The sequence below is a fragment of the Burkholderia sp. Ac-20349 genome (assembly GCF_017104865.1).
Taxonomy (GTDB): Bacteria; Pseudomonadota; Gammaproteobacteria; order Burkholderiales; family Burkholderiaceae; genus Burkholderia; species Burkholderia aenigmatica.
Genome location: NZ_JAAGPM010000076.1, coordinates 1 through 22,548, shown reverse-complemented (window position 1 = coordinate 22,548; position 22,548 = coordinate 1). Strand labels below are relative to the sequence as shown.

Below are 22,548 nucleotides of genomic sequence, written 5' to 3'. Positions count from 1 at the left end.
ATCGACGTGATCGGATAAATGCCGGATATTTTTTATTTGGTCTGATGAATGCCCGGGGATTATCTTGTTCCGATACTTCCCGGGTGTGAAGATATTGCGCCGCAAAAACACGAATGATAATCAATTTTATGTTGGTGTTTTCGCGGGACAATTAATTACATTGGTTTTTAGAAAGATTTAAATTGGCTGACAAGGGGCGTAAGAAATTACCTGTTTGAAATGCGCCGATAAGTAAAAAATGCACGCCCGCCAAGCCCCGGCCCCGCGGGGAAAAGATCGACTGGAAAAGCCTGTTTTTTTGAACTAGCCTTGTCTGACAAAAAGCAGGGCGGTAATCAAATCAACCAGAAAGTCGCTGCAGAAAAACAGGGGCCATCGACATGTCATTCGACTAGTTTCGCGCCTGCCTTCCGGGGCAATTCACGATTCGTTCATGAATAAGCCGACGTCGCATCGCGACAGCCGGGGTGCACGCTTTTGTCCGCAGGTTTTCTGCTGCCGGCCGTTCGACTTCACGGTAATGCCAATTCCAATAACGAGCCAATAACGAGGAAAAGCATGAATCTTGCGCGTTCAAAAAAAGCCGGCGAGCCGTTTCCGAGAATCCTGTTGCCGACGGGCGTTTTCCTGGCGCTGTCCGGCGCCGGTATCGTGCCCGCCCATGCGTCCTGCACCACGGCGGGCACCACGGTGACCTGTTCCGGGGTCGCCAACCCGCTTGCGCCCAGCTACTCGAACAGCGCGAACAACATCCACGCGACCGTCAACGCCGGGGCGAGCCTTGGCGTGCTGCTCGGCGTCGGCGGCACTGCGCTGTCGCTGACGGGAAACAATACCCAGCTGACCAACAACGGCACGATCGACCCGTCGGCGCTCGGCCTCGGCCTCGGCGTGCTGTCGAGCGGCACGGTGATCGGCAACTCGGCGGCGAGTGCCGGCACCAACGTCATCAACAACGGCACGATGAACGGCTCGACCGGTGTGGCGATCAGCGGCGTGACCGGTATGGCGCTGTCGGTCCAGAACGGCACGGGCGGCACGACGACGATCAACAACACCGGCACGATCGGCTCGACGCCGCTGATCGGTGCGACGCTCGTCGGTGCGGACGCGCCCGTGGTTGCCGCGTACGGCGGTGCCACGGTGAACATGACGAACAGCGGGACGATCACCGGCCGCGTGTCGCTCGGTTCGAACGGCACGCCCGGCGCGGGCAACACGTTCGTCAACTCCGGCACGATCAACGGCAGCGTGTCGATGGGGGCGAACAGCACGAACTCGTTCACCGCGGTGACGGGTTCGTCGGTCAACACGGCGGGTGGCACCGGTGGCGGGTTCAACATCACGATCGGCCCGGTCACGCTCGGCATCGCGACGACGGGCACGGTCGACGGCGGCGCGGGCGGCGACAACACGCTCAAGCTGCAGCAGGGCGCCGCCGCGAACGGCACGATCGCGGCCAACAACTACATCAACTTCAATCACCTGAACGTCCAGAGCGGCAGCTGGACGATCAACGGGGCGTCGACCGCGCAGGATGCGACCTTGTCGGGTGGCGTCGCGATCATCGGCAACAACGCATCGCTCGGCACCGGCACCATCACGGCCACCGGCGGCGCGCTGCAGGCGGGCACGGCCGGGCTCAACGTCAGCAACAACGTGGACCTCGGCGCGGGCGGCCTGACGGTGCAGGGCTCGACCGGGCTCACGCTGTCGGGCACGGTGTCGGGCGGCGGCGCGCTGACGAAGAACGATGGCGGCACGCTGACGCTGTCGGGCGCGAACAACTACACGGGCGGTACGAACCTGAACGCCGGTGGCCTCGTGGTCGGCAACAACGCGGCGCTCGGCACCGGTGCGCTGAACGTCAACGGCTCGGCCTCGCTCGACACGAGCGCGAACACCACGCTCAACAACACCGTCAATCTCGCGACGGGCACGACACTGACGGTCGCCGGCAGCAACAATCTCGGGCTGGCCGGCTCGATCAACGGCAACGGCGGCCTCGTGAAGAATGGCGCGGCGACGCTGACGCTGAGCGGCGCGAACACCTACACCGGCAACACGACGATCAACAGCGGCACGCTCGCGCTCGGCGCGGGCGGGAGCCTCGCGGCAAGCGGCACGGTGAACCTGAGCGGTGCCGGCGCGACGTTCGACATGAGCAATGCATCGGGCACGCAGACGATCGGCGCGCTGGCCGGCGCGGCCGGGACGAACGTGAACCTCGGTAGCAATTCGCTGACGCTGGACGGTAGCGGCAATGCGACGTACGCCGGCACGATCGGCGGTGTGGGCGGCGTCACGCTCGCGGGCACCGGCACGCAGACGCTGTCCGGGGCGAACGTGTACGTGGGCGGCACGAACCTGAACGGCGGCAACCTCGTGGTCGGCAGCAATACGGCGCTTGGCCTTGGCGCGCTGAACGTCAACGGCCCGGCGTCGCTCGATGCGACCACCAACGTGTCGCTCGCGAACGGCGTCAACATCGCCACCGGCACGACGCTGACGCTCGCCGGCAGCAACAATCTCGGCATCGGCGGCACGGTCTCCGGCAACGGCGGTCTCGTGAAGAACGGCGCGGCGACGGTGACGCTGTCCGGCGCAAACCACTACACGGGCGGGACGACGCTGAATGCCGGCGGCCTCGTCCTCGGCAACAACGCGGCGCTCGGCACCGGTGCGCTGACCGTTGGCGGCGCGGCGACGCTCGATACGACCACGAACCTGTCGGTGAACAACGGAGTCAACCTCGCCACCGGTTCGACGCTGACACTCGGCGGCAGCAACGCGCTCACGCTGAACGGCGGCATCACCGGCGCAGGCGGTCTCGTGAAGAACGGCGCGGCGACGACGACGTTGACGGCCGCGAACACCTACACGGGCGGCACGACGATCAATGCGGGCACACTGGCGCTCGGCGCAGGCGGCAGCCTGGCGGCGACGGGCGCGGTGAACCTGGCCGGCGCGGGCGCGGCGCTCGACCTGAGTGCTGCCACGAGCGCGCAATCGATCGGCGCGCTGTCGGGTGTCGCGGGGACGAACGTGAGCCTCGGCACGAATGCGCTGACGCTCGGCGGCACCGCGAGCGGCACCTTCAGCGGCGCGATCGGCGGCAGTGGCAGCCTGACACTGGCCGGCACCGGCACGCAGACGCTGAACGGCGCGAGCACCTACTCGGGCGGCACGAACCTGAACGCCGGCAGCAGCGTGATGCTCGGCAACAATACGGCGCTCGGCACGGGCGCGCTGAACGTCGCAGGCACGGCAACGCTCGACACGAACGCGAGCCTGTCGGTCGCCAACGCGGTCAATCTTGCGAACGGTTCGACGCTGACGCTAGGCGGCAGCAATGCGCTCGCACTGAACGGCGGCATTTCCGGCGCGGGCGGTCTCGTGAAGAACGGCCCGGCGACCACGACGCTGACGGGCACGAACACGTACACGGGCGGCACGACGATCAACGCGGGCACGCTGGCGGTGGGCGCGGGCGGCAGCCTGGCGGCGACGGGCGCGGTGAACCTCGCCAACGCGGGCGCGGCGCTCGACCTGAGCACGGCGACCAGTGCCCAGACGATCGGCGCGCTGTCGGGTGTCGCGGGGACGATCGTCAACATGGGCGGCAACGGGCTGACGCTGGGCGGGACCGCCAGCGGCACCTTCAGCGGCGTGATCGGCGGGGCGGGCAGCCTGACGCTGGCCGGCACCGGCACGCAGACACTGACGGGCGCAAACGTCTATACGGGCGGCACGAACCTGAACAGCGGGGGTCTGTTGCTCGGCAACAGCGGGGCGCTCGGCGGTGGCGCGCTGAACGTCAGCGGCGCGGCGACGCTCGACACGACCGCGAGCCTGTCGGTTAACAACGCGGTCAACCTCGGCACGGGTGCGACGCTGACGCTCGGCGGCAGCAACGCTCTCACGCTGAACGGCAGCATCACCGGTGCGGGTGCCCTCGTGAAGGACGGCGCGGCGACGACCACGCTGACGAGCGCGGCCAACTACACGGGCGGCACGACGATCAACGCAGGCACGCTGGCGCTCGGTGCCGGCGGCAGCCTGGCGGCGACGGGCGCGGTGAACGTGGCCGGCGCGGGCGCGACGCTCGACCTGAGCGGCGCGACGGGCGCGCAGACGATCGGCGCACTGAACGGTGTCGCCGGCTCTGCTGTGAACCTCGGCGGCAACGGGCTGACGCTGAGCGGGACCGCCAGCGGCAATTTCGGCGGGACGATCGGCGGCACCGGCGGCCTGACCGTGGCCGGCACGGGCACGCAGACGCTGTCCGGCGCGAACACCTACACGGGCGGCACGACGATCAACGGCGGCAGCACGCTGGCACTCGGCGCGGGCGGCAGTCTCGCGGCGACCGGTACGGTGAACCTCGTCGGTGCGGGCGCGACGTTCAATCTGGGTGGCGCATCGGGCGCGCAGACGATCGGCGCGCTGACCGGGGTGGCCGGCACGAACGTGAGCCTCGGCGCGAACGCGCTGACGTTGAGCGGCAGCACCAACGGCACGTTCGGCGGCGTGATCGGTGGCACGGGCAGTGTGACGTTCGCGGGCACGGGCACGCAGACGCTGACGGGCGCGAACACGTACACGGGCGGCACGACGGTCGGTGCCGGCGGGACGCTGGCGCTGGGTGCGGGCGGCAGCCTGGCCGCAACGGGCGCGGTGAATCTCGCCGGTGCAGGCGCGACGTTCAACCTGAGCGGCGCATCGGGCGCGCAGACGATTGGCGCGTTGAACGGCGCGGCCAGCACGAACGTGAACCTCGGTGGCAACGGGCTGACGTTGAGTGGAACCGCCAGCGGCACGTTCGGCGGCGCGATCGGCGGTACCGGTGGCGTGACGTTCGCAGGCACCGGCACGCAAACACTGACGGGCGCGAACACCTACACGGGCGGCACGACGATCGACGCTGGCAGCACGTTGGCGCTGGGCGCGGGCGGCAGCCTCGCATCGGGCAGTGCGGTGAATCTGGCCGGCACGGGCGCGACCTTCAACCTGAGTGGTGCGACGGGCGCGCAGACGCTCGGCACGCTGAGCGGCATCGCCGGCACGAACGTGAATCTCGGCGCGAATGCGCTGACGCTGAACGGCAGCACCAACGGCACGTTCGGTGGTGCGATCGGCGGCACCGGTGGTGTGACATTCGCCGGCACCGGCACGCAGACGCTGACGGGCGCGAACACGTACACGGGCGGCACGACGATCAACGGCGGCAGCACGTTGGCGCTGGCGGCGGGCGGCAGCCTCGCGTCGGGCGGCGCAGTGAATCTCGCAGGTACTGCGGCGACGTTCAACCTGAGCGGCGCATCGGGCGCACAGACGATCGGCGCGTTGAACGGCGCGGCCGGGACGAACGTGAACCTCGGTGCGAATGCGCTGACGTTGAGCGGGACTGCCAGCGGTACGTTTGGCGGTGCGATCGGCGGCACCGGCGGTGTAACGTTTGCGGGTACTGGCACGCAGACGTTGACGGGTGCGAACACGTACACGGGCGGCACGACGATCAACGGCGGCAGCACGTTGGCGCTGGGGGCGGGCGGCAGCCTCGCGTCGGGCAGTGCGGTGAATCTCGCCGGCGTGGGGGCGACGTTCAACCTGAGCGGTGCGACGGGTGCGCAGACACTCGGCACGCTGAGCGGTGTCACTGGCACGAACGTGAACCTCGGCGGCAACGGGCTGACGCTGAGTGGAACCGCCAACGGCACGTTCGGCGGTGCGATCGGCGGCACGGGTGGCGTGACGTTCGCGGGCACGGGCACGCAGACGCTGACGGGCGCGAACACCTACACGGGCGGCACGACGATCAACGGCGGCAGTACGTTGGCGCTGGGTGCGGGCGGCAGTCTCGCATCGGGCAGCGCGGTGAATCTGGCCGGCACGGGCGCGACCTTCAACCTCAGCGGCGCGTCGGGCACGCAGACGCTCGGTGCGCTGACCGGCGCGGCCGGCACGAACGTGAACCTGGGCGCGAATGCGCTGACGTTGAACGGCAGCGGCAACAACACGTTCGGCGGGACGATCGGCGGCACGGGCAGTGTGACGTTCGCGGGCACCGGCACGCAGACGCTGACGGGCGCGAACGCCTACACGGGCGGCACGACGATCAACGGCGGCAGCACGTTGGCGCTGGGGGCAGGCGGCAGCCTCGCATCGGGCAGCGCGGTGAATCTGGCCGGCACGGGCGCGACGTTCAACCTGAGCGGCGCATCGGGCGCACAGACACTCGGCGCATTGAACGGCGCGGCCGGCACGAACGTGAATCTCGGCGCGAACGCGCTGACCTTGAGCGGAACCGCCAGCGGCACGTTTGGCGGTGCGATCGGCGGCACGGGTGGCGTGACGTTCGCGGGCACCGGGACACAAACGCTGACGGGTGCGAACACCTACACCGGCGGCACGACGATCGGCACCGGCAGCACGCTGGCGTTGGGCGCGGGCGGCAGCCTCGCATCGGGTAGCGCGGTGAATCTCGCCGGTGCGGGCGCCACGTTCAACCTGAGCGGCGCGACGGGCGCGCAGACACTCGGCACGCTGAGCGGTGTCACTGGCACGAACGTGAACCTCGGCGGCAACGGGCTGACGCTGAGTGGAACCGCCAACGGCACGTTCGGCGGTGCGATCGGCGGCACGGGTGGCGTGACGTTCGCGGGCACGGGCACGCAGACGCTGACGGGCGCGAACACCTACACGGGCGGCACGACGATCAACGGCGGCAGTACGTTGGCGCTGGGTGCGGGCGGCAGTCTCGCATCGGGCAGCGCGGTGAATCTGGCCGGCACGGGCGCGACCTTCAACCTCAGCGGCGCGTCGGGCACGCAGACGCTCGGTGCGCTGACCGGCGCGGCCGGCACGAACGTGAACCTGGGCGCGAATGCGCTGACGTTGAACGGCAGCGGCAACAACACGTTCGGCGGGACGATCGGCGGCACGGGCAGTGTGACGTTCGCGGGCACCGGCACGCAGACGCTGACGGGCGCGAACGCCTACACGGGCGGCACGACGATCAACGGCGGCAGCACGTTGGCGCTGGGGGCAGGCGGCAGCCTCGCATCGGGCAGCGCGGTGAATCTGGCCGGCACGGGCGCGACGTTCAACCTGAGCGGCGCATCGGGCGCACAGACACTCGGCGCATTGAACGGCGCGGCCGGCGCGAGCGTCAATCTCGGCGCCAATGCGCTGACGTTGAACGGTAGCGGCAACGGCAGCTTCGGCGGGACGATCGGCGGGGCGGGCGGCGTGACGATCGCCGGCACCGGTATTCAGACGCTGACGGGGGCGAACACCTACACGGGCGGCACGACGATCGCGGCCGGCGGCGCGCTGCAACTCGGCAACGGCGGCACGTCGGGCAGCGTCGCCGGCAATGTCGTCGACAACGGCGCGCTGATCGTCAATCAATCCGGCAACGTGACGATGGCAAGCGTGCTGTCCGGTGCGGGTTCGCTGACGCAGGCCGGTAGCGGGCAACTGACGTTGACCGGCACCAGCACGCTGAGCGGCCCGACCACGGTCAGCGCGGGCACGCTCGCCGTCAACGGTTCGCTCGGCCAGTCGACCGTGACCGTGCAGAACGGTGCGACGGTCACGGGCACCGGCACGATCGGCGGCCTCGTGGTGCAGGGCGGTGCGACAGCGGCCGCGCCGCAGCCGGGCGCGGCGCTGAACGTCGGCGGCAACGTCACGTTCCAGCCGGGCTCGACGTTCCAGGTCGCGGCCTCGCCGCAGCAAAGCGGCAGCCTCGCGGCGGGCGGCACGGCGACGCTGAACGGCGGTACCGTGCAGGTGCTCGCGAACCAGAGCGGCTACCAGCCGAGCACGACCTACACGATCGTGACCGCGGCGTCGGGCGTGCAGGGCGCGTTCAGCCAGGTGAATGCGAACTACGCGTTCCTCGCGCCGACGCTCAGCTACGACCCGAATCACGTGTACCTGCGGCTGGTCGAGAACGGCACGTCGCTGCCCGACGTCGCGACGACGCCCAACCAGCGCTCGGTCGCGACCGCGCTCGGCGGGCTCGGCGCCGGCAACCCGCTGTACGACGCGGTGCTGACGACCGACGTGGCCACCGCACGCCGCGCCTACGGGCTGCTCGACGGCGAACTGCAGGCGAGCCTGAAGAGCATGCTGCTGCTCGACAGCCGCTACGTGCGCGACGCGGTGACCGATCGCGTCCGCCAGGGCCTCGCGCCCGGATCGGGCCCGCTCGCCGCGCTGTCGTCGGGCGGCGCAGCCTTGTGCGGCGACAACACGGCCGGCGCGGTCGACCCGACGCTGCGGCCGGAGCGCCGGATCGGCTCGCGCGAGGGCTGCTACGGCGGTACGCCTTACCAGCCGGTCGTCTGGGGGCAGGCGTTCGGCGGCCGCAGCCGGCTCACCGGCGACGGCAACGCGTCGACGATCAACCGCAGCATGACGGGCTTCATCGCCGGTGCCGACATGGCGCTCAACGACAAGTGGCGGGCGGGTCTGGCCGCGGGTGTCACGCACAGCTCGCTCGACAACGACCAGAGTTCGTCGGCGTCGGTGAACAGCTACTACCTGTCGCTGTACGGCGGCGCGCAGTACGGTGCGCTCGGTGTGCGCGGCGGCGCGTCGTACACGTGGTACCGGATCAACAGCGACCGCTCCCCGGGCTTCGCGGGCTTCTCCGATCACGACTCGGCCGGCTACGACGCGAATTCGGCGCAGGTGTTCGGCGAAGTCGGCTACGCGCTGCCGGTCGGGCCGGTGGCGATCGAACCGTTCGCGGGCCTCGCGTATGTGAACCTGCATACCGACGGCTACTCGGAAACCGGTGGCGCGGCCGCGCTGCGTGCCGGCGGCGAGACGACCCACGTCGGCTTCTCGACGCTCGGTTTGCGCGCGGCGTCGCAGCTCGGCGCGATCGCGAGCGGCACGTTCACCGCGCGCGGGACGGTCGGCTGGCGGCATGCGTTCGGCAACGTGCGGCCGTCGTCGGCGTTCACGTTCGCGAACGGCGGGACGTCGTTCCAGGTATCGGGCGTGCCGATTGCTCGCGACAGCGCCGTGCTCGAGGCCGGCATCGACGCGAACATCACGAAGCGCCTGACGCTCGGCGTCACGTACAGCGGCCAGTACGGCAGCGGCGTGCGCGACAACGCGATCCTCGGCAACATCCTGTGGAAGTTCTGACCGGCGCCTGACGTGCCTGCGCGATGCCCCGCGGCGACGACCCTGTCGCAGGGCATCGCGTCTTTTTCGTCGCTGCGCACGTCCCCCGTTCTGTCCTATCCTGTGCGAAACACGCGACGCGCCGCGCGTTGCGACCCGACACAGGAGCATCGATGCCGAATCACGCTGAAGCCACGACGACCCAGGCGCCGCAAGCCGCGCCTGCTGCCCCGACCCCAGCGTCGGTCCCCGCATTCATCGCGCCCGAAGCCGATCCGCAGGCACTGGCGCGCAACAACCAGTACGTCCTGAAATCCGGTGACGCGTTCGTGGTCAGCGATGCGCTCGGCGACATCGGCGGTCACGACGACGGCCTGTTCGTCGACGACATGCGCGTGCTGTCGACGTGGCGCCTGACCTTCGGCGGCCGCGCGCCGTCGCTGCTGTCGGGTGCGACGAGCGCCGACAACGCATCGTTCACCGCACACCTGACGAACCGCCCGCTGCCGCCGCTCGGCGGCCACGAAACGCCGGAAGGGGTGATCCACATCGAGCGGATGCGCGTGCTCGCGGGCGACGTGCTTTACGAGGCGCTGACGCTGACGAACTACGGCGCGAGCGAAGCCGAGGTGCCGCTGTCGCTGTCGTTCGCGGCCGATTTCAAGGACATGTTCGAGGTGCGCGGCACGCAGCGCCCGAAGCGCGGCACGGTCGTTGCTCCGCGCGTCGACGCGGGTGCGGTGCGGCTGCGCTACGACGGCCTCGACCGTGTCGAGCGCAACGTGACCGTGCATTTCTCGCCGGCGCCCGACGCGCTGTCGGTCGATCGTGCCGACTACACGTTGACGATCGCCGCGCAGGCCTGCGTGTCGATCTACCTGACCGTCGATGCGACGCTCGGCCCGGTGCATGCGGAAGCACCGGGGTGCGGCCGGGTCGCGCTGCGTACCGCGCTCGTCGGCGTGCACCGCGAAATGCGCGCGCGACGCGAATCGATGGCGCGCGTGAACACCGGCAATCCGCTGTTCGACGCGTGGCTCGACCGTTCGCTCGCGGATCTCGGGTTGCTCACGACACAGCTGGACACGGGGCCGTACCCGTATGCGGGCATTCCGTGGTTTTCCACGCCGTTCGGCCGCGATGCGGTGATCACGTCGCTGCAGATGCTGTGGCTGCAGCCGTCGCTCGCGCGCGGCGTGCTGCGGTTCCTGGCCGAGCACCAGGCGCGCGAGACGTCCGCATTCCGCGACGCGGAGCCCGGCAAGATCATGCACGAGTTCCGCCGCAGCGAGATGGCCGCGACGGGCGAAGTGCCGTTCGCGTTGTACTACGGCGGTGTCGATACGACGCCGCTGTTCATCGTGCTCGCGGGCGCGTATGTCGAACGCACCGGCGACGATGCGCTGATCGACGAGCTGTGGCCCGCGCTCGAGCGCGCGGCGCAATGGGTGATCGACAAGTGCGACCGCAATCCTTACGGACTGCTCGATTATCAGCGCACGTCGGAGCGCGGCCTCGCGAACCAGGGCTGGAAGGACAGCCACGATTCGGTGTTCCACGCGGACGGCCGCTTCCCGGACGGGCCGATCGCGCTCGTCGAAGTGCAGGCGTATGCGTGCGCGGCGCTCGATGCGATGTCGATGTGCTCGCACCGGCGCGGCCACGCGGCCGACGCCACGCGCTACGCGTTGCGCGCGAAGACGCTGCGCGAACAGGTCGATGCGCTGTTCTGGATGCCGGAAGGCGATTTCTACGGCATCGCGCTCGACGGTCATGGCGACCTGTGCCGCGTGTTCGCATCGAACGCGGGCCACCTGCTCGCGTTCGGGCTGCCCGATGCCGAGCGCGGCGCGGCGGTCGCCGGTGTGCTCGGCTCGGCACTGTTCCAGACGGGCTGGGGTATCCGCACGCTCGCGGCCGGCCAGCCGCGTTTCAACCCGATGGCGTATCACAACGGCTCGGTATGGCCGCACGACAATGCGCTGATCGCGCGCGGGCTGGCGCGCTACGGCGACAAGACGGCCGCGGTGAACCTGCTGCGCGCGCTGTTCGAGGCGGCGGTGAGCTTCGAGATGCGCCTGCCCGAGCTGTTCTGCGGGTTCCCGCGCCGGCGCGGCGAACCGCCGACCGCTTATCCGGTGGCCTGCCTGCCGCAAGCGTGGGCGGCCGGCGCGCCGTTCATGATGCTGCAGGCCTGCCTCGGCGTGAGCATCGACGCGTCGCGCCACGAGGTGCGGGTCGAGCGCCCGGCGCTGCCGGAAGGCGTCGACTGGCTGCGGATCGACGCGCTGCGCGTCGGCGACGAAACCGTGTCGCTCACGTTCCGCCGCGTCGACGGCCAGGTGGTCGCGTCGGCGGAGCAGCCGGGCCGCGTGAAGGTGGTCGCGGTGCTGTAACGTGGTGCTGCGCGAACGTTGCGCGATGTCGCGCCACGTTCGCGCGCAGCGGCATAGAATCGTGACATGACCCTTGAACGATGGCGGAGGTAGACGATGACGACCGACAACCGGCCCGACGACAGCGAGCACAAGCTCGAGAATCTGGAAGCGGCGGTCGACCACCTGCACAAGTCGATCGAATCGCAGAGCATCGCGGTCGGCGCGGCGAAGGGCATCCTGTTCAGCCTGATCGAAACGCTCGGCGCGCTGATCGGCGATCCCGACCTGCCCGAGCATGCACGCTCCGGCTACGAGGCGCTGCGCGACAAGGCGAGCGAATTGCGCGGCGGGCTTGACCGGCATTGATGCGCGGATGGCGCCGGCGCTTGCCGCACGGGCTGCGCCGGTGCTGCCCGATTCTGCAGAAGAAGCACAAAACCCCGTGCGCTCAATGAGTTAGGCGGCCGATGCGCAGGATATCCACAAGCTTGCCAACACAATCTGTGGAGAACCGGCCGGCCTCCGGCCGGGTGCGCGGCGCGGGCCGTGCGAAAGCGCGTGCGCTGCCACACGGTTGACCGTGTAAGGTTCGTGTATTGAATCCCCTTTTGTATCAGGGTGTTACGCGTCGCACGGGAATGATATCCACAGGTTTGCCAACATATTCTGTGGATAACTCGCAATCGATTGCGTCGTGACAGTTGAGGATCGGGCGTGCCGGAGGCCGGCGTGCGAAGCCCGTGCACACGGGCTGCCCGATGTCTGCGTCGGTGCGCTAATTCGTGCGCGATCAAGGGCTTAGGTCCCGGGTACCCAGGATATCCACATCCTTGCCAACACTTTCTGTGGACAAGCAGGGCCGTGTCATTCGGCCTGCGCAGTCTCGGCCGCTTCGGCCACGATCCAGTCGCGAAAGAGCGTCATGGCCGGTGTGAGCGGCTTCGACTTCAGCGAGGTGAGCCAGTAGCCGCCGGCGCACACGTCGATGTCGAGCGGCCGTGCGAGCAGGCCGAGCTGCAGTTCGCGCGCGAACATGCGCGCCGGCGCGAGCGCGACGCCCGCGCCCTGCATCGCGGCCTCGACCATCAGCCGCGACGAATCGAACACGGGACCGTTGACCGCCCACGGTGCGAGCTGCGCGGCCTCGAACCAGCCGAGCCATTCGTCGGTGCGGTACGAGCGCAGCAGCGTTTCGTTCGCGAGATCGGCCGGCTGCGCGAGGCGCCGCGCGATATCCGGCGCGCACAGCGCGGTGAGCGGCGCGTCGAGCAGGCGCTCGTTGCGCGTCGTCGGCCAGTTGCCTTCCCCGAAACGAATCGCGAAGTCGAGGCCCTCGGCGGCGAGATCGACGACGTTGTTGTTGGTTCGCAGCCGCAGCTCGACAAATGGGTGCGTATCGCCGAACTGCTTCAAGCGCGGCATTAGCCAGCCTATGGCAAAGGTGCCGACCACGCCGAGCGTCAACACCTCGCGGAAGCGCCCGCCGTCGAACTGCTTGAGCACCGTCTCGATGCGGCTGAACGCGTCGCTCAGTACCGGCAGCAGCGCGCGCCCCTCGTCGGTGAGCCCGAGGCCGCGCGGCAGCCGTATGAACAGCGTGCAGCCGAGCCGCTCCTCGAGCGAACGCACCTGCTGGCTGACCGCGGCCTGGGTCACGCTCAGCTCGAGGCCGGCGCGCGTGAAGTTCAGGTGGCGCGCCGACGATTCGAACGCGCGCAGCGCATTGAGCGGAAGATGAGGGCGGAGCTTAGTCATAAGAATTTCTATTGTCAGCGCTCAATTATCGTTGCTTGTCAGGTAACCGTAAAGTGTCGATAGTGCTGTCTCGCCGGCCGGGCGTTTTTATCACCTTTTCGCCTTCATTCCACCACAAGACAACCGACATGACCCATTCACCGAAACGTCGAACCCTGTTGCTGGCTGCCGCGACGGCGCCGCTCGTTTTGACCGCCACCGCGTGCGCGGCGCAGCAGACCGCCGCACCGGACCCGGCGAGCGAGGCCACCGCGGCGGCCGCGGCGGCCACGGCCGCCTGGCTCGATGCGGAGATGGTCGAGGCGCTGGCTGCGCTCGAACGCGACGCGGGCGGCCGTCTCGGCGTGTGCGCGATCGACACCGCGAGCGGCCGGCGCGCGGAGCATCGCGTCAACGAGCGCTTCCCGTTCTGCAGCACGTTCAAGGCGATGCTGAGTGCGGCGGTGCTCGCGCAGAGCGTCGACCGTCCGGCATTGCTGCAACAGCGCGTGACGTACGCAAAGGCCGACCTCGTCAACTATTCGCCGGTGACGGAGAAGCATGTCGATGCGGGCATGACGGTCGCCGCGCTGTGCGAGGCCGCGATCCAGTACAGCGACAACTCGGCCGCGAACCTGCTGATGAAGCTGATCGGCGGCCCGTCGGCCGTGACCGCCTACGCGCGCTCGATCGGCGACGATGCGTTCCGGCTCGATCGATGGGAGACCGAACTGAATACCGCGCTGCCGGGCGACCTGCGCGACACGACGACGCCCGCCGCGATGGCCGCGAGCATGCGCGTGCTGATGGTCGGCGAAGCACTGCCGGCCGCGCAGCGTGCGCAGCTCGTCACGTGGATGCGCGGCAACAAGGTCGGCGACAAGCGGATTCGTGCCGGCGTGCCGGCCGGGTGGAAGGTCGGCGACAAGACGGGCACTGGCGACTACGGGACGACGAACGACGCGGGTGTCATCTGGCCGGCGTCGGGCGCGCCGATCGTGCTGGTCGTGTACTACACGCAGGCGCGTGCCGATGCGAAGTCGAAGGACGACGTGATTGCCGGGGTCGCGCGCATCGTGGCCAAGGCGTTCGGTTGAGCAGGGCGGCGCGGCGTGCGTGACGAGATCCGCATGCACGCCGTGACTCTCTCGTGACCGGCGCATCGAAACGTTGTGCGATCAACGACTTAGGTCACGCATGCTCAGGATATCCACATGCTTGCCAACAAAAATTGTGGACAAGCCCGTGCGCGGCCGCATTCGGCGCGGCGCGGGCCGCCGTGCCGCGTTTGAAGCGGCGCGGACAAAGTCTTTCGGATCAAGCGCTTGCCTGCGGTATGCGCAGGCTATCCACACGCTTGCCAACAAAATCTGTGGACAAGCCGGTTCGCACGCGCGGAAGGCGCAACGTCACGTGGCGAACGGGTGTGTGAGCAACACTTTCCCGGCCGCGTGCCGCATTTGAAGCGGCGCGGACAAAGTCTTTCGGATCAAGCGCTTGCCCGGGGTATGCGCAGGCTATCCACATGCTTGCCAACACAATCTGTGGACAAGCCGCGCGGCCGCGATGGCGGCGGTCAGGGCTGCCGATCGTCGACGGTGGGCCAGCGCGCGAACGCGAACACCCACAACATGATGAAGTTCAGGACCGGGACGAACATCGTCAGGATCCACCAGCCTGAATGCCCGGTACGCCGCACGATGCGGACATACGGATAGATGACGACGGCGACGAGCACGAGTGAGACGACCCACTGCAACGCGGTGAAGTGTTCCATGGTCTTCCTCGGAGTGATGTGTCGTGGTACGGCACCGGCGGAACGGCCGGGCCGTCGAGCCGTCGCGCGCAGCCGGCGATGCGCGGCCGCGTGCGGCTCGCGTGATCTTGACGCGTGACGGGCGCGAGCGTCAAGGCGACGGTGGTGCGCTGCTGTTGCGCGGGATCGTCCGCCTGCGCGCCTGCCCGGGCCGCCTGTTGCCGCAACCGTGACGCCGCGCATGAACCGTAGCTCGATCAACGGGTTAGCGCAGGCTTGCGCAGGATATCCACAAGCTTGCCAACAAAATCTGTGGGTAAGTGGCGCCGCGCAGGGCGGGCACGTGTGCGCCGACTGCGGCGTGCATCGTCGTGGCGTCGTGACGCGAACTGCGGCGACGCGGCGGACGTGGCGGCCATCAACGGGGCCTCGTCTGCATCACGCGTGCCAAAGTCCATCGGATCAAGGGCTTAGCGTTGCGGTGCGCAGGATATCCACAAGCTTGCCAACATTTTCTGTGGAGAAGTCCGGGGGCGCGAGCGACGCGCAACACCCCCGCGAATGCCACGCGTTGCCTCGCTTCGGGCGTGCACTCACGCCGTGCAGATACCGGCCACGCCGACTTTCTGGAACAGGTGCGGGCTCGCGACCGCGGACGACGGATAGGCCGACAGCTTGGCGACGAACGCCGGATGCGTGAAGGCCGCGCGAAACGCTTCGGTCGATTCCCAGATCGCGTAGTTCAGGTAAGTCGGACTGTCGCCGAGCGCGCGATGCAGCTGGGTCGAGATGAATCCCGGCTGCTGCTTCATGAATTCGGCATCGTCCTTCCATACGGCGAGAAAGTCCGCTTCGTCGGCGGCGGCCAACGTGAACACGTTGACGAGGACGACCGGCTCCGCGTCGATCGCGATCTGTTGCTGGATCGGAAAGGCCGGATCCATCGGCTTGAAATGAGGCATGGGAACTCCTTCGGGTGAGGGGGGATTCAGCGCATCACGTCGGTGCATCGGCGCCATGCGCGCTGGACATCGCCGACAGGACGCGGATCGCCGCATCCAGGTCAGCCGAACTGAAGTCGCCGGCGATGTCGCGGACATGCTGTTGCCACTGCTCGACCACGGCCTGATAGGCCGCCTCGCCGCGAGGCGTCAGCGCGTACAAAGGGGAGCGCTTGTGCGCCGGGTTGGGCCGCGATTGCACCAGCCCTTCGTCGGTCAGCACGTTGATCTGTTTCAGCACGGCCTGCCGCGTGATGCCCATTGCGTCGGCGATCTGCGGGATGTTCGGGGTTTCCGGCGCCAGCGAGATGGCGCCCAGCACCTGCCAGCGCGCACTGGTCAGGCCGTGCGGCCCGGCAAAGGTGTTGCCCCATTCGATCAGCAGGCCGTTCAACCGGAATACGGACAGCGCGACGGCGGTCAACTTCGCGGATTTCGTCATGTTCGAGATGCGTGATGAATTGACAACTACTTTACGCAATGGACAACTGGTTGTCAATGTGAGGAATAAAAGTCACTGAACGAGGGCGGGTAGGTAAACTGGCGACGCGATCCGGCACCGGTAACAAGTGCCGCGATGTACCGCGCCGGATGGCAGGCCGACAATAAAGAACCTGGAGAGAAATCAGTGAGAACGATCTGGAAAACGATCGCCGTGACGTGGGTGGCGCTGGCATGCGGCACGCTTGCGCAGGCGTGCATCCCGGCCAGGTACGAGACCGCGTACTTCGGCAAGACCGAACGCATGAAAGACGAACTGCGCGACAAGGTGATCGACGACATCCGCGCCAATCACTACACGATCATCGAATCGAAAATCGGTTTGCTGTTCTTCCCGATCGTCAGGAAGGGCGACGGGGTCTACCTGGGCGCTGACCGGATCGCGACGGGGAGCGATTCGTTCTGGTACCTCGGGAATGGCTATTACCAGTTGAACGGTCAGCTCTATTTCATGGGTGAACACGTTGGCGCGTATCCGCTCAACGGTACCGTGATCGTTCACACCGAGGATCGGACCCGGCAAAGGCCGGACGACTATCCCAAGGGCCGCCTGTTCTGCGTCGTGAGGGAGCACGCCAGCATCCTCGAAACGTCGACCGGCCTGCAGGTCGAGCGGATCGTCACCGACAACTGATCCGGGCGCGGCGCGGCCCCCGGCTGGCGCATTTGCCGCGCACCCCTGACAAACCCTTTCCGATCAATGGCTTGATGCCGTTAATGGAAGGTTGTCCACAAGCTTGCCAACACAATCTGTGGAAAAGCCGTGCGTCGCCCGCGCGTCAGGCCGGCAGCGGAAAGCGCACGGTGACGGTCAGCCCGCGTCCGCCGCGCGTGGTGCCGAGCGCGACCGTCGCGCGATGCTGTTCGGCGATCCGCTTGACGATCGACAGCCCGAGCCCGCTGCCCGACGACGTGACGGCCTGCGCGCCCTCGCCGCGATAGAAGCGCTCCCACACGTCGGTGCGTTCGGCTTCCGGGATCCCGGGGCCGTCGTCGGCGACTTCGAGCACGGGCGTCGTGCCGTCGATCCGCGCGGACACGTCGACACGCGCGCCGTCGCCGGCATAGCGGATCGCGTTGTCGACGAGGTTGTTCAGCAGCACGCGCAGCGTGTCGGCATTGCCGGACGTCATCACGGGCGTCGACACGATCGCGCCGAGATCGATCCGGTGCGCGTCGGCGACGCGCGTGCGATCCGAGACCACCGACCGGCACAGCGCGGCGAGATCGACGGGCGTCGATGCAGAGGCGGCCGCCTGCGCATCGGGTTCGAGGCGCGCGAGCGTCAGCAGCTGCTCGGCGAGGTGGCCGAGGCGCGTCGTGCCCGCCTGGATCTGCGCGAGGATGTGCTCGCGCTCCTCGGCGGTCGACGCGCGCCGCAGCAACTGCGACTGGATCGACAACCCCATGATCGGCGTGCGCAATTCGTGCGCGGCATCGGCGATGAAGTGCCGCTGCAGCGTGAACGAGCGGTCGAGGCGCGCGAGCAGATCGTTGATCGCTTCGGCGAGCGGACGGACTTCGTTCGGCATCGCACCGACGTCGACCGGTTCCAGATTATTCGCATTCCTGCGTTTGAGGCCGGATGCAATCGTGCGCAGCGGCCGCAACCCCGCACCGATGCCGAACCACAGGCTGATCGCGAGCAGCGGCAGCATCGAGAACACCGGCCACAGCAGGTGTACGGCGATGGCCGCGATCGCTTCCCAGCGCGCATGGCGTGCCTGCGCGAGCCGGATCGTCGTGCCGCCGCGCTCGGTCACATAGGTGCGCCACGGCTGGCCGCCGACGTCGACGCTCGCGATGCCTTTCTGCGCGGGCGGCGGCAGTTTCGAATCGCGGTCGGTCGAATACACGAGCGTGCCGTTGCGCCAGACCTGCAGCAGCACGGCGTCGGGGTCGCTCGCTTCGAAACCATGCTTGCCGTTGGCGTGGTTGCTGAACGACAGCTCGCCGTTCGGGCCGACGACGATCTGCTTCGACATGCTGCGCATCTGGTCGTCCAGCAGGTCGTCGAGCTCGCGCAGCGCGCCCCAGTAGGTGCCTGCGCTCGCAACGAGGCCGATCACGCAGGCGGCCGGCAGCAGCCACATCAGCAGGCGCCGCCGCAGCGACGCGCGGCGCCAGCGCACGACCGCGCGTTGCATGTGCGTCATGCGCCGTCACCGATCCGGTAGCCGACGCCGCGCACCGTGCGGATCATGTCGTGGCCGAGTTTCTTGCGCAGGTTGTGGATATGCACCTGCACGGCGTTGCTCTCGATTTCCTCGCCCCAGCTGTACAGCCGCTCCTCGAACTGCTCGCGCGAAATCACCGCGCCCGGGTCGCGCATCAGCTCGTGCAGCAGCACGAACTCCTTCGGCGACAGCGGCACTTCGTCGTCGTTGAGCCAGACCAGGTGCTTGACGGGGTCGAGCCGCAGCGGACCGATCACGAGCGTCGTCTGCGCGCGGCCCGCGTGGCGGCGGTTGACCGCGCGGATGCGGGCGAGCAGTTCGTCGAGCTCGAACGGCTTGACGAGATAGTCGTCCGCGCCGCTGTCGAGGCCCGCGATGCGGTCGGGCACGCCGTCGCGCGCGGTGATGATGATCGCGGGCAGGTTTTCGTCGCGGCGGCGCAACGCGGCGAGCACGGACAGGCCGTCGCGGTTCGGCAGCCCGAGATCGAGCAGCAGCAGGCCGTAGCCGGTCGCGCGCAGCGCGAGCGACGCGGCGTCGCCGTCCTTCACCCAGTCGACCGCGAAGCCTTCCTGTTTGAGGCCCTGTTCGAGCCCGCTGCCGATCAGCGGATCGTCCTCGACGAGCAATACGCGCATGAATTGGTGCCTCTTCAACGGGGTGCCGTGGCACCCGGGGTTCCCATGATAAGCGCACGTGTCTTAGGCGGACCTTAAATGCGGGCGGCGCGCGGCGGGCTTTCGTACTCGTCCAATGCGGCACCGTGTCGCCTCGGCGCGGCCTTCAGGTTTGCTTAATCTTACGGTCCGTAATCTGGCGCCGTCGCGTTCAACGGGGCGCGGCGTCACATCGAAGAAGAGGACCGAAATCATGAAACACCTGGCCAGAATCCTGACGGTTGCACTCGCCACGCTGCCCGCCGCCGTCTACGCGCAATACACGGGGCCGTCCGCGTTGAGCACGACCACCGTGAAGGAACTGCTCGCGAACGGCAAGGACGACCAGCACGTGCAGTTGCAGGGGCGCATCGTCAAGCATGTCGGCGGCGAGGATTACGAATTCGCCGATGCGACCGGCACGATCCGCGTCGAGATCGACCACAAGCTGTGGGCGGCCGGCCAGCCCGTCAGCGACAAGAACGAAGTGAAGGTGACCGGCGAATTCGAGCGCAAATGGTCGGGCAGCGTGAAGGTCGACGCCGATCACGTCGAAGTGCTGCGCTGACCGGTGCGCGCGGGGCCGGTGATACCATGGACGACCGGTTCCCGTTCCCACCAAGATGGCCGCCAATTTCGACGAACTCGCGTCCCGGATCCGGGCGCAATTTTCCGAGCTGAGCCCGCAATTCCAGGCGGGCGCTGCCTTCCTGCTCGATCATCCCGACGAAGTCGCCACCTCGTCGATGCGCAAGGTCGCGCAGCGCGCGCAAGTGCAGCCCGCGTCGCTCGTGCGGCTCGCGCAGCAATTCGGCTTCCCCGGCTGGAACGAGCTGCGCGACCTGTGCGTCGCGCGCGTGCGCACGCGCCCCGAGCCGCTCACGCAGCGGGCGCGTTCGCTCGTGCGGCCCGACGCGAAGGCGTCGCTCGCGCACGACCTGCTCGCCGCGCAACAACACAACCTGTCGGCCACCGCCGCGCAGAACGAGCACGCGCTCGCCGATGCCGCGAAACTGATCCGCAAGGCGTCGCATGTGCACGTCGCGGGGTTTCGCTCGTGCTATCCGGTCGCGTTCGGTTTCGTGTACGGCTACCGGCTGTTCCGCCCGACCGTGTCGCTGCTCAACGGCGTCGCCGGTTCGCTCGAGATGGAGCTGCGGACGATCGCGAAGCAGAGCGTGACCGTGGTCGTCAGCTTCGCGCCGTATTCGGCGGAAGCGACGCGCGTCGCGCAGGCCGCGAAGGCGCAGGGCAGCCGGATCGTCGCGATCACCGACAGCGCGGTGTCGCCGATCGCGCTGCACGCGGATGCGCAGCTGATCTTCACGCACGACAGCCCGTCGTTCTTCCCGTCGCTGGTGGCCGCGCATGCGATGGCCGAAGCGCTGGTCGCGCAGTTGCTGGCGCTCGAAGGCAGCGATGCGATCGCCGCGCTCGAACGCACGGAAGCGGAACTGCACGCGAAGGGCGCTTACGTCGTCTGACGCGGTACGTGCGGTTTCAACGCTTCCTTGTCATTTTCGATTCAAGCGGATTCAACCGATGACGTTCACATACGAGGTGACGGACGCGGGCGACGCGAACGTTCGCAAGCAGATCGTCACGCCGCTCATCCGGTTCAACGAAAGCCAGGCGGGCCCGATCGATGCCCGTTCGCTGGCCGTGGTCGTGACCGATGGCGAAGGCGCGGTGGTCGGTGGCCTGTGGGGCAGTACCGCGTACGGCTGGCTGCACGTCGACCTGCTCGTGGTGCCCGAGGCCGCGCGCGGCCAGGGTGCGGGCACCCGCATCATGGACCTGGCCGAGGCGGAAGCCGTCGCGCGCGGCTGCCACAGCGCGTGGCTCGACACGTTCGACTTCCAGGCGCGGCCGTTCTACGAGAAACGCGGCTATGTCCGCTTCGGCGAACTGCCGGATTATCCAGCCGGACACTCGCGCATTTTCCTGACCAAGAAGTTGGCCGCGGGCTGAGCGCCGCCGCGTGGCGCGGCGCGGTTGACGAGGTCGCCGGCCGTCGCCTAGGATACCGGTCAGCGATGCAGGTCGCTTCCGGGTCCGCGGAAAGGGTTGAACCCACCTGTCGCAGCAAATTCAGCTTTCCACCTGTCCTTTGTGCTGGCGGTATTGCGGACCTTCGGCCAATACTGCACGAGGATTCGCATGAAAAAGCTGCCCCCCAGGGCCAATTCCGATCATCTGAAAAAGCAGGCCAAGGCATTGTTGCGCCTGTATCGGCAGGGCGACGCCGATGCCGTCGCGCGCTTCATCCGGTTTCTGCCTGCCGCCGCGCACCGCACACACGACGAAACGCGCGCGCTCGGGCTCCGGCTGCACGACGCGCAATCCTGCATTGCGCGCGAGTACGGTTTTGCGTCATGGGCCGATCTCGGCGCGTTCGTCGAAACGCATGCGCTGGCGGGGCAACCGCGGTCGCAACTGATCCGGCGCTGGCTCGACCTGGCGTACGGCGGCGACGTGACCGGCGGCTACGACGCCCCCCGGCCACGTGTTGCCGTGCAACTGCTGCGCGACCATCCCGATCTCGTTGCGGGCGATCCGACGGTCGCATGCGCGGCCGGCGATCTCGACGCGGTGAAGGCGGCGCTGGCCGCCGATCCCGGCTGGATCGCGCGCGCCGGTGGCGTGCTGAAGCTGCCGCCGCTGGTCGCCGTCACGCATTCGCGGCTCGCGCAGCTTTCCGAGTTTGCCGACAGGCTGCGCGCCTGCGCGCGTCTTCTGCTGGATGCCGGCGCCGATCCGAACCAGCGGATCGGCAACCGCTTTCCGCCGGCGTCGCTCGCCGCGCCCGACGAAGCGGAGCCGCTGTCGGCGCTGTACGGTGCGGCGGGCGTCAATCGCGATCCGGTGCTCACCGCCATGCTGCTGGAGGCCGGCGCCGATCCGAACGACGGCGAATCGCTGTATCACTCGGTGGAAAATCCGGCCTGCACGCGCCTGCTGCTCGAACACGGCGCGCGGGTGGGCGGCACGAATGCGTTGCGGCGCGCGTTCGACATGCGCGACGCAGGCGCGCTCGAACTGCTGCTCGCGCATGGCGGCGACCCGAACGAGCCGCCGTGAAGGCGTGGGCTGACGCGCACCCGAAGCAGTAAACGGGCGCCCCGCGCGTCAACGCGGCCCGTCGTGCGGGCCGCTGGTACGGATCGACGCAGGCGCCGCGTGGCGGCACGTGCGAGG

General features: G+C 68.2%; 14 protein-coding genes and 1 pseudogene. 9 read left to right on the top strand and 6 right to left on the bottom strand.

Annotated elements, in window-relative coordinates:
- Nucleotides 1-609: 609 nt before the first annotated feature.
- The 3 genes from G3N61_RS23540 to G3N61_RS23530 all read left to right on the top strand — a co-directional run bounded on the left by G3N61_RS23540 (nucleotide 610) and on the right by G3N61_RS23530 (nucleotide 11,891).
- Nucleotides 610-9,168: an autotransporter-associated beta strand repeat-containing protein gene (locus G3N61_RS23540; protein WP_241017875.1), complete on the top strand. Its 8,559-nt coding sequence runs from the start codon at nucleotides 610-612 to the stop codon at nucleotides 9,166-9,168.
- 152 nt (nucleotides 9,169-9,320) lie between these two features.
- The gene (locus G3N61_RS23535; protein ID WP_205823710.1) at nucleotides 9,321-11,543 is read left to right on the top strand and encodes an amylo-alpha-1,6-glucosidase; all 2,223 of its coding nucleotides are present in this window, start codon (nucleotides 9,321-9,323) and stop codon (nucleotides 11,541-11,543) included.
- Nucleotides 11,544-11,639: 96 nt separating this feature from the next.
- Nucleotides 11,640-11,891, top strand: a complete 252-nt coding sequence (locus G3N61_RS23530) for a hypothetical protein (protein WP_011354368.1) — start codon at nucleotides 11,640-11,642, stop codon at nucleotides 11,889-11,891.
- A 498-nt stretch (nucleotides 11,892-12,389) separates the two neighbouring features.
- Here the strand turns inward: G3N61_RS23530 and penR are convergent, their stop codons facing one another.
- Entirely contained in the window at nucleotides 12,390-13,280 is an 891-nt protein-coding gene (penR, locus tag G3N61_RS23525) for a beta-lactamase transcriptional regulator PenR (protein WP_043180120.1), read from the bottom strand.
- Nucleotides 13,281-13,408: 128 nt separating this feature from the next.
- On the opposite strand from penR, the gene blaPEN-bcc reads away from it, so the two are divergent.
- Nucleotides 13,409-14,356 carry a PEN family class A beta-lactamase, Bcc-type gene (blaPEN-bcc, locus tag G3N61_RS23520; protein ID WP_205823709.1) on the top strand — a complete coding sequence of 316 codons (948 nt, stop codon included), beginning with the start codon at nucleotides 13,409-13,411 and terminating at the stop codon, nucleotides 14,354-14,356.
- Nucleotides 14,357-14,835: 479 nt separating this feature from the next.
- On the opposite strand, the gene G3N61_RS23515 is transcribed toward blaPEN-bcc, so the two are convergent.
- The 3 genes from G3N61_RS23515 to G3N61_RS23505 form a co-directional block, all read right to left on the bottom strand.
- Complete coding sequence (locus tag G3N61_RS23515; protein WP_043180118.1) at nucleotides 14,836-15,036, bottom strand: membrane protein; 201 nt, start codon at nucleotides 15,034-15,036, stop codon at nucleotides 14,836-14,838.
- A 572-nt stretch (nucleotides 15,037-15,608) separates the two neighbouring features.
- The gene (locus tag G3N61_RS23510; protein WP_043180104.1) at nucleotides 15,609-15,977 is read right to left on the bottom strand and encodes an antibiotic biosynthesis monooxygenase family protein; all 369 of its coding nucleotides are present in this window, start codon (nucleotides 15,975-15,977) and stop codon (nucleotides 15,609-15,611) included.
- Nucleotides 15,978-16,011: 34 nt separating this feature from the next.
- Nucleotides 16,012-16,458, bottom strand: a complete 447-nt coding sequence (locus G3N61_RS23505) for a MarR family winged helix-turn-helix transcriptional regulator (protein ID WP_043180100.1) — start codon at nucleotides 16,456-16,458, stop codon at nucleotides 16,012-16,014.
- Between the two features lie 135 nt (nucleotides 16,459-16,593).
- Here G3N61_RS23505 and G3N61_RS23500 point away from each other — a divergent pair, with 135 nt between their 5' ends.
- Nucleotides 16,594-17,151, top strand: a complete 558-nt coding sequence (locus G3N61_RS23500) for a hypothetical protein (protein WP_155291824.1) — start codon at nucleotides 16,594-16,596, stop codon at nucleotides 17,149-17,151.
- Between the two features lie 145 nt (nucleotides 17,152-17,296).
- On the opposite strand, the gene G3N61_RS23495 is transcribed toward G3N61_RS23500, so the two are convergent.
- Nucleotides 17,297-18,673, bottom strand: a complete 1,377-nt coding sequence (locus tag G3N61_RS23495; protein ID WP_043180096.1) for an ATP-binding protein — start codon at nucleotides 18,671-18,673, stop codon at nucleotides 17,297-17,299.
- The gene (locus G3N61_RS23490) at nucleotides 18,670-19,332 is read right to left on the bottom strand and encodes a response regulator (protein WP_011354376.1); all 663 of its coding nucleotides are present in this window, start codon (nucleotides 19,330-19,332) and stop codon (nucleotides 18,670-18,672) included. Before G3N61_RS23490 ends, G3N61_RS23495 begins: the two co-directional genes overlap by 4 nt.
- A 232-nt stretch (nucleotides 19,333-19,564) precedes the next feature.
- Here G3N61_RS23490 and G3N61_RS23485 point away from each other — a divergent pair, with 232 nt between their 5' ends.
- The 4 genes and pseudogenes from G3N61_RS23485 to G3N61_RS23470 form a co-directional block, all read left to right on the top strand.
- On the top strand, nucleotides 19,565-19,918 hold the full coding sequence (locus G3N61_RS23485) for a NirD/YgiW/YdeI family stress tolerance protein (RefSeq protein WP_043180091.1): 354 nt from the start codon (nucleotides 19,565-19,567) through the stop codon (nucleotides 19,916-19,918).
- 55 nt (nucleotides 19,919-19,973) lie between these two features.
- On the top strand, nucleotides 19,974-20,834 hold the full coding sequence (locus tag G3N61_RS23480; protein ID WP_011354378.1) for a MurR/RpiR family transcriptional regulator: 861 nt from the start codon (nucleotides 19,974-19,976) through the stop codon (nucleotides 20,832-20,834).
- A 58-nt stretch (nucleotides 20,835-20,892) separates the two neighbouring features.
- Nucleotides 20,893-21,321 (top strand): GNAT family N-acetyltransferase, encoded by a 429-nt coding sequence (locus G3N61_RS23475; RefSeq protein WP_089452230.1) that lies wholly within the window; start codon nucleotides 20,893-20,895, stop codon nucleotides 21,319-21,321.
- A gap of 189 nt (nucleotides 21,322-21,510) precedes the next feature.
- A pseudogene (locus tag G3N61_RS23470) lies at nucleotides 21,511-22,425 on the top strand (hypothetical protein); the annotation flags it as partial.
- Nucleotides 22,426-22,548: the final 123 nt, after the last annotated feature.

What these genes read in the sequence shown, in the direction of transcription:
- G3N61_RS23535 (WP_205823710.1), top strand. Translation starts at nt 9,321, where the DNA reads ATGCCGAATCACGCTGAAGCCACGACGACCCAGGCGCCGCAAGCCGCG.
- G3N61_RS23530 (WP_011354368.1), top strand. Translation starts at nt 11,640, where the DNA reads ATGACGACCGACAACCGGCCCGACGACAGCGAGCACAAGCTCGAGAAT.
- penR (WP_043180120.1), bottom strand. Translation starts at nt 13,280, where the DNA reads ATGACTAAGCTCCGCCCTCATCTTCCGCTCAATGCGCTGCGCGCGTTC.
- blaPEN-bcc (WP_205823709.1), top strand. Translation starts at nt 13,409, where the DNA reads ATGACCCATTCACCGAAACGTCGAACCCTGTTGCTGGCTGCCGCGACG.
- G3N61_RS23515 (WP_043180118.1), bottom strand. Translation starts at nt 15,036, where the DNA reads ATGGAACACTTCACCGCGTTGCAGTGGGTCGTCTCACTCGTGCTCGTC.
- G3N61_RS23510 (WP_043180104.1), bottom strand. Translation starts at nt 15,977, where the DNA reads ATGCCTCATTTCAAGCCGATGGATCCGGCCTTTCCGATCCAGCAACAG.
- G3N61_RS23505 (WP_043180100.1), bottom strand. Translation starts at nt 16,458, where the DNA reads ATGACGAAATCCGCGAAGTTGACCGCCGTCGCGCTGTCCGTATTCCGG.
- G3N61_RS23500 (WP_155291824.1), top strand. Translation starts at nt 16,594, where the DNA reads ATGTACCGCGCCGGATGGCAGGCCGACAATAAAGAACCTGGAGAGAAA.
- G3N61_RS23495 (WP_043180096.1), bottom strand. Translation starts at nt 18,673, where the DNA reads ATGACGCACATGCAACGCGCGGTCGTGCGCTGGCGCCGCGCGTCGCTG.
- G3N61_RS23490 (WP_011354376.1), bottom strand. Translation starts at nt 19,332, where the DNA reads ATGCGCGTATTGCTCGTCGAGGACGATCCGCTGATCGGCAGCGGGCTC.
- G3N61_RS23485 (WP_043180091.1), top strand. Translation starts at nt 19,565, where the DNA reads ATGAAACACCTGGCCAGAATCCTGACGGTTGCACTCGCCACGCTGCCC.
- G3N61_RS23480 (WP_011354378.1), top strand. Translation starts at nt 19,974, where the DNA reads ATGGCCGCCAATTTCGACGAACTCGCGTCCCGGATCCGGGCGCAATTT.
- G3N61_RS23475 (WP_089452230.1), top strand. Translation starts at nt 20,893, where the DNA reads ATGACGTTCACATACGAGGTGACGGACGCGGGCGACGCGAACGTTCGC.